The organism is Streptomyces macrosporus (assembly GCF_039533145.1).
GTDB classification, from domain to species: domain Bacteria; phylum Actinomycetota; class Actinomycetes; order Streptomycetales; family Streptomycetaceae; genus Streptomyces; species Streptomyces macrosporus.
The window spans coordinates 106,121-113,209 of record NZ_BAAASZ010000006.1 but is presented as its reverse complement, the minus strand read 5'-3'; the positions used below and the strand labels follow the sequence as shown (position 1 = coordinate 113,209).

The window sequence follows — 7,089 nt, the reverse complement described above, 5'->3', positions numbered from 1 at the left end:
CCCCGCCGACGCGGGGGACGCCGGTCTGCGGGAGGTGCTGTTCGTCGGCAACAACTGGGACGGGACCGCGGACGTCATCGAGTCCGGCGGCGACTACGCCCGGGTGGGCCGTCTCGACGTCATTCCCGACAAGGCCGAGCGGCTGCGGGAGATCTACCTCAACCCGCTCAAGCTCGCCTTCTACCTCGGCATCCGCGAGACCGTCGGCGAGGGCCACGACCAGTACGTCGACGACATGTACTCCACCCCGGACGGCTCCGCCGTCGTCGTCTCCCGCCCCAGCTTCGCCGACGTGGTCTCGATCGACCTCGCGACGGGGAAGGTCGACTGGCGCTTCCCGGTGTCGGGTTACCGCTCCGACCACATGGCGGTCTCCCCGGACGGGAAGAAGGTCGCCGTCTCCGCCTCGACGTCCAACACCGTCCACGTCCTGGACATCGTCACGGGGAGGGAACTGGGCTCGTTCACGACGGGCGACAAGCCGCACGAGAACGTCTTCACCGACGGCGGCCGGTACATCTGGAACATGTCCATCGGCGAGGTCAACAACGCCCTCGACGCCCCCTGGCTCGACTGGACGAAGGGCGACCGGCGCATCACGATCGCCGACGCGACCACCTTCGAGCGGGTGAGGGTCGTCGACATGCGGGAGCGGCTGGACGCCTTCGGCCGCGAGGACCTGTCGGACTCGGTGCGGCCCGTCGCCTTCACGCCCGACGAGTCCACGCTCTACTTCCAGGTGTCGTTCTTCAACGGCTTCCTGGAGTACGACGTGGCCGCCGACAGGATCACGCGGCTGAAGGAGCTGCCGAAGAACCCCGGGACGAGCGAGGACCGCACCACCTGGGTCAACGACTCGCGCCACCACGGGATGTCGATGAACCCGCAGGGCACCAAGCTGTGCGTCGCCGGGACGATGGACGACTACGCCACCGTCGTGGACCGGAAGACCCTCCGGGAGGGGCCGCTGGTGACGGCCTCCAAGCCGTACTGGGCGACGGTCAGCGGCGACGGCCGGCACTGCGTGGTCTCCGAGAGCGGCGCCGACCAGGTGACCGCCATCGACTTCGCCACCGGGCGGAAGGTGACGTCCGTGCCCGTCGGCGACCACCCGCAGCGGGTGCGGCTGGGTCACGTGCCGAGCGGCTGGACGGGCCCCTCGGCGGGCTGAGCCCTTCCCGCCGCGTTCCCCGCGGTGCCGGTTCCTCCGGGCCTGTGGGCCCGGAGGAACCGGCACGTTGGTCCGCGCACGACCCTTGCCGCCTCCCCGTGGGCGCCTCTATCGTCTCGGGAGCGCTCCCATACCCCTCTGGGCGCGCTGCCGCACGGGTCTGTCGCAGCGCGTTAATGAATCGTTTCACTCAGGCTCTTCCCCCCACTCCCGGGAGCGCACGATCCCCCGACAAGGAGCCGCCATGCCCGCTCACGGCACGCAGAGGACACGCGCGACAGCGCACGGAACGGCACACGGAGCACGGAGAAAGGCCGGTCTCCGAGGGCTGGGCGCGGCGGCCCTGGCCGCGCTGCTGGCCGTCGGCTGGTCGACCCTCCCGGCGTCCCCCGAGGCGGACGCCGCACCGGCCGCCGCGAACCCCGTGCAGATGGAGAACGTCGACAGGGGCCTGATCTCGGTGCGTTCGGGCTCCGGGAACCTGGTGTCCTGGCGACTGCTGGGCATCGAGAGCCGCGACGTCGCCTTCAACCTCTACCGGGGCGGGACGAAGGTGAACTCCTCGCCCATCACCGGCTCCACCAACCACCTGGACGCCGGCGCCCCCGCCGACGCCTCCTACACCGTCCGCGCGGTGGTGAACGGCACCGAGCAGGCCGCCTCCAAGCCCTCGCTGCGCTTCACCGGCGGCAACTACCTCGACGTCCCGATCTCCCCGCCCGGCTCCGGCTACACCGCCGTCGAGGCGAGCCCCGGCGACCTGGACGGCGACGGGCGGTTCGAACTCGTCCTCAAGTGGGACCCGGACAACGCCAAGGACAACTCCCAGTCCGGCACCACCGGCAACGTCCACATCGACGCCTACAAGCTCGACGGGCAGCGACTGTGGCGCATCGACCTGGGCCGCAACATCCGCGCCGGGGCGCACTACACCCAGTTCCAGGTCTACGACTACGACGGCGACGGGCGGGCCGAGGTCGCCATGAAGACCGCCGACGCCACCCGCGACGGCCGCGGCACCCACATCGGCGACGCGAACGCGGACCACCGCAACTCCAGCGGCTACATCCTCACCGGCCCCGAGTACCTCACCGTGTTCGACGGGCGCACCGGCGCCGCGCTGGACACCGTGAACTACGAGCCCGGCCGCGGCAACGTCTCCTCCTGGGGCGACTCCTACGGCAACCGCGTCGACCGCTTCCTCGCCGGCACCGCCTACCTCGACGGCACCCGGCCCTCGCTGATCACGGCCCGCGGCTACTACACCCGCGCGACCGTCACCGCCTGGGACTTCCGGGACGGGCAGCTCACCCGGCGCTGGCTGTTCGACTCCAACGCCTCCGGCAACGGCGCCGCCGCCGGACAGGGCAACCACCAGCTCTCCGTCGCGGACGTGGACGCCGACGGCCGCCAGGAGATCGTCTACGGCTCGGCCACGGTCGACGACAACGGCACCCTGATGTACGCCACCGGCTTCGGCCACGGAGACGCCCTCCACGTCGGCGACTTCGTACCGTCCCGCTCGGGCCTGGAGGTCTTCACCATCCACGAGTCGGGCAACCAGCCCGGCTCCGACCTCCACGACGCCCGCACCGGCCAGGTCCTCCACCGCACCCCGACCAGCGGCTCCGAGGGACCGGGACGCGGTGTGGCCGCCGACATCCACGCCGGCAACCCCGGCGCCGAGTTCTGGGGTTCGGGACCGAACATGACCCAGCTCCGCGACGCCTCGGGCGCGAGCGTGGGACGCAACCCGTCCTCGGCGAACTTCCTCGCCTGGTGGGACGGCGACCCGGTGCGCGAGCTGCTCGACGGCACCCGGATCGACAAGTACGGCACCGGCGGCGAGACGCGGCTGCTGACCGGCAGCGGCGTGGCGTCGAGCAACGGCACCAAGTCCACGCCCGTGCTCTCCGGCGACCTGTTCGGCGACTGGCGCGAGGAGGTGATCTGGCGGCACGGCGACAACTCGGCGCTGCGGATCCACGCCACCACGATCCCGACCGATCTCAAGCTGCACACGCTGCTGCACGACGCCCAGTACCGGGTGGCGCTGGCCTGGCAGAACACCGCCTACAACCAGCCGCCGCACCCGAGCTTCTTCCTCGGTCGGGGCATGAGCCTCCCGCCCCGGCCGAACGTGTACCTCCGCTGACCCACCGCCGCCCCTTCCGGGACCGGGGCCGCCCGCGCCGACGCGGCGGCCCCGGGGCCGTGCGCGGAGCCGGACCGGGCGCGTCGGCGGAAAAGACCTCACAGGACGGCCCTCCCTGTGTGAGGCTGATCGGTGCAGTCCCTTCGTCCTTGGGAGGTCCCATGCAGGAGAACCCGGCCGATTCCGCGACCGAGAACGACCTCAAGCAGAAGTTCAGGGAGGCGCTGGAGCGCAAGAAGCAGGCCGGCCAGGAACGCCGGACACACGAGGAGAGTCGCTCGAAGGTCGGCGGAATGCGTCGCGAGGCCGGCCGGAAGCGGAATTTCCGCCGCAAGGCCGGCTGACGACGACCGCGCGCCGCACCCGACCGTGTGCGGCGCGCGGGGAAGCCCGCTCAGGGCACCAACACCACCTTGCCCAGCGTGGCGCGGGTCTCCAGGGCGCGGTGGGCGCGGGCCGCGTCCGCCAGGGGGAAGTGGTGGACCAGGGGGACGAGGGTGCCCGCGGCGGCCAGTTCCATGGCCTCGTCCTCCAGCACCCGCAGGTTCTCCATGCCGCCGATCCGGTCGAACATCGGCTTGCCCAGCACCCACAGCGAGGTGATCCCGAGACGCTCCTGCTCCTCGGCGGACGGCGCGGTCTGCCCCTCGGGGGAGAACGCGGAGGAGGCGTAGCCGTAGGACAGGTGGGTGCCGCCGGGGGCGAGGAGGGACAGAGCGGTGCGCCCCAGGTCGCCGCCGACGCCGTCGAAGACGTGGGTGAGGGGACGGTCGCCGAACTTCTCGCGGACGCGGTCGGCCCAGTCGTCCCGGGTGTAGTCGACCGCGAGGTCCGCGCCCAGCTCCCGCACCGCCGCGATCTTGGCCGGGCCGCCCGCGGCGCCGACGACGGTGGCGCCGCGGTGTCGGGCGTACTGGACGAGGAGGCAGCCGATGCCCCCGGCCGCGGCGAGCACCAGAACGGTGTCGGCGGGGGAGAGGTCGGTGAAGCGGAGGATGCCCATCGCGGTGCGGCCGGTGCCGATCATGGCGACGGCGTGGTCCTCGCTCAGCTTGTGGGGCAGGGCGTGCAGCCGCTCGACGTCGGTGACGGCCAGCTCGGCGTAGCCGCCGGGGGCCTGACCGAGGTGGGCGACGACGCGGCGGCCGAGCCACTGCCGGTCGACGCCCTCGCCGAGCGCGTCGACCGTCCCGGCGACCTCGCGTCCGGGGACGGTGGGCAGCTCGGGCAGGGGAACCGGGCCGAGCTGCTTCCCCTCGCGCAGGGCGGTGTCCAGCAGGTGCACCCCGGCGGCGGCCACGGCGATCCGCACCTGGCCGGGACCGGGCTCGGGGTCGGGGACCTGCTCGTAGCGGAGGTTGTCGGCGTGGCCGAAGGCGTGCAGGCGGATGGCGTGCATGAGCTCTCCCGTGGGTGACGGCCTGGCTGATGCGATCACTCTGCGACCTCAAGTGGGCTTGAGGTCAAGGCCGTTGGGGAGGAGGGGCCGCGGGACCGCTCCGGAGCCCCGGGCCGTGGGCGTCACGGGCGCGGGAGGGCGCGCAGACAGCGTTCGACGTGGGCGCGGAGGGCGTCGGCGAGTTCGGGCGGCCCGTCCACCAGGGTGAAGTCGAGGTCCACCGAGGTGATCATCCACAGCAGGCTCCAGACGGAGTCCGCGCCGACGTGCAGGAGGCAGCGACGCTCGTCCACGGCCTCGATCGCACCCGTGCCGGGCCAGACCCGGACGGCCGCCTCCTCCGCGGACGCGTGCAGCGCGACCGTCGCCTGGTACGGCCAGGCGCGCTGCGACAGCCGCCGGGAGAGGTAGGCGGCGACGTCCCCGTCGGGCGGCGGCCGGGGCGTGAACCTCGGTCCGGTCGGCGGGCGCGGGGTCAGCCGGTCGACCCGGAACGTCCGCCAGTCGTCTCGGTCGAGGTCCCAGGCGACCAGGTACCAGCGCTGGTCGAAGTGCACCAGGCGGTGGGGCTCGACGGAGCGGACCGCGGTGGCGGACCGCGGGCCGGCGTAGTCGAAGCGGAGGCGCTCGCCGCGCCGGCAGGCATCGGCGATCACCAGCAGCGTGCCCGGCTCCACCTCCGGTCCGGGCGGCCCGACCCGCAACGTGGCCCGGTACAGCGACTCCACCCGATGGCGCAGACGGGAGGGCAGCACCTGGCCGAGCGTGGACACGGCGCGCAGCGCCGCCTCCTCGATCCCGGCGACCGTCCCGCTCGCGGCCGTCCGCAGGGCGATCGCCACGGCGACCGCCTCGTCGTCGTCGAACAGGAGCGGCGGCAGGGACGCGCCGGCGCCGAGGCGGTAACCGGCGGTCCCCCGGGTGGCGTGCACCGGGTAGCCGAGTTCGCGCAGCCGGTCCACGTCGCGGCGGACGGTACGGGACGAGACGCCCAGGCGCTCGGCGAGTTCGGCGCCGGTCCACTGCCGACGCGCCTGGAGGAGCGAGAGCAGACGCAGCAGCCGAGCGGAGGTCCCCAACATTCCGCCCAGCCTGCCACGGACTTGGGAACGAACCTGTCCCAAGCGCTCCCTAGCCTCCCGGGCATGGCACACGACACACCGCACGAACCCGCCGTCCGCCCGTTCCGCATCGAGATCCCGCAGGACCGGATCGACGACCTGCACGCCCGACTGGCGAACACCCGCTGGCCGGACGAACTGCCGGGCGTCGGATGGAGCCGCGGGGTCCCGGTCGGCTACCTGAAGGAGCTGGCCGGCTACTGGCGCACGATGTACGACTGGCGGCGCCAGGAGGCCGCGCTCAACGCGCACCCGCAGTTCGTCACCACCGTCGACGGACAGAACCTGCACTTCCTCCACGTGCGCTCCCCCGAACCGGACGCCACCGCGCTGGTGCTGCTGCACGGCTGGCCCGGCGGTTTCACCGACTTCCTGGACGTCGTCGGGCCGCTCTCCGACCCCCGGTCGCACGGCGGGGACCCGGCCGACGCCTTCCACCTGGTCGTCCCGTCGCTGCCGGGGTTCGGGTTCTCCACCCCGCTGGCCGGACCCGGGATGAACGCCGCCCGGATGGCCGACGTGCTCGACCGGCTGATGACACGGCTCGGCTACGAGCGGTACGGCGTCCAGGGCTACGACACCGGGTCCTGGGTGGCGCCCGAGATGGGCCGGCGGGCCCCCGAGCGCGTCATCGGCATCCACCTCAACGCGATGATCGCCTTCCCCGTGGGGGAGGAGGGCGAGACGGACGGTCCGAGCGAGGCCGAGCAGCGGCGTTGGCGGCGCATGCAGGACTTCAACGACGGTTACCTGCGGTGCAACGCCAAGCGGCCCCAGACGGTGGCGTACGGCCTGCACGACTCGCCGGTGGGCCAACTCGCCTGGATCGTGGAGAAGTTCAAGGAGCTGACCTGGCCGGAGGACGGCCTGCCCGAGGACAGCGTCGAACGGGACCGCTTCCTGACCGACGTCTCGCTGTACTGGTTCACCGGCACCGCCGGGTCGGCGGCGCAGATCTACTACGAGGAGATGTCCGCGAACGCCTGGAGCGACGCGGGGGCCGGGGACGGCGGCGCGTGGGGAGAGGGGGCCGCGCGGCGCGGCACGGTCCCGACGGGCGTCCTGGTCTCCGCCCACGACGTGACCGTGCGACGGTGGGCCGAGCGCGACCACACCATCACGTCCTGGACCGAACTGGACTCGGGCGGCCACTTCCTGGCCATGGAGGCGCCGGACGTCCTGACCGCCGACGTGCGCGCGTTCTTCCGGAAGCTGCGCTGACGCGCTTCCCCACACCGGGCGC

The 7,089-nt window shown here is 72.7% G+C and carries 6 protein-coding genes; 4 read left to right on the top strand and 2 right to left on the bottom strand.

The window, feature by feature from the left end; genetic code table 11:
- The 3 genes from ABD335_RS03445 to ABD335_RS03435 all read left to right on the top strand — a co-directional run.
- Positions 1-1,171, top strand: a 1,171-nt coding sequence (locus ABD335_RS03445; RefSeq protein WP_344320532.1) for a YncE family protein, incomplete at its 5' end; no start/stop codon positions are given.
- A gap of 244 nt (positions 1,172-1,415) precedes the next feature.
- Positions 1,416-3,326: a rhamnogalacturonan lyase gene (locus ABD335_RS03440; protein ID WP_344320531.1), complete on the top strand. Its 1,911-nt coding sequence runs from the start codon at positions 1,416-1,418 to the stop codon at positions 3,324-3,326.
- 161 nt (positions 3,327-3,487) lie between these two features.
- The gene (locus tag ABD335_RS03435) at positions 3,488-3,670 is read left to right on the top strand and encodes a DUF5302 domain-containing protein (RefSeq protein WP_344320530.1); all 183 of its coding nucleotides are present in this window, start codon (positions 3,488-3,490) and stop codon (positions 3,668-3,670) included.
- A 50-nt stretch (positions 3,671-3,720) separates the two neighbouring features.
- Here ABD335_RS03435 and ABD335_RS03430 read toward each other — a convergent pair whose 3' ends face one another.
- Together ABD335_RS03430 and ABD335_RS03425 are read right to left on the bottom strand one after the other, a co-directional pair.
- Positions 3,721-4,725, bottom strand: a complete 1,005-nt coding sequence (locus tag ABD335_RS03430) for a zinc-binding dehydrogenase (RefSeq protein WP_344320528.1) — start codon at positions 4,723-4,725, stop codon at positions 3,721-3,723.
- A 122-nt stretch (positions 4,726-4,847) separates the two neighbouring features.
- On the bottom strand, positions 4,848-5,807 hold the full coding sequence (locus ABD335_RS03425; protein ID WP_344320527.1) for a helix-turn-helix transcriptional regulator: 960 nt from the start codon (positions 5,805-5,807) through the stop codon (positions 4,848-4,850).
- Between the two features lie 63 nt (positions 5,808-5,870).
- Between ABD335_RS03425 and ABD335_RS03420 the strand changes: the two genes are divergently transcribed.
- Positions 5,871-7,067 (top strand): epoxide hydrolase family protein, encoded by a 1,197-nt coding sequence (locus ABD335_RS03420; protein ID WP_344320526.1) that lies wholly within the window; start codon positions 5,871-5,873, stop codon positions 7,065-7,067.
- The last annotated feature ends 22 nt before the right edge of the window (positions 7,068-7,089 follow it).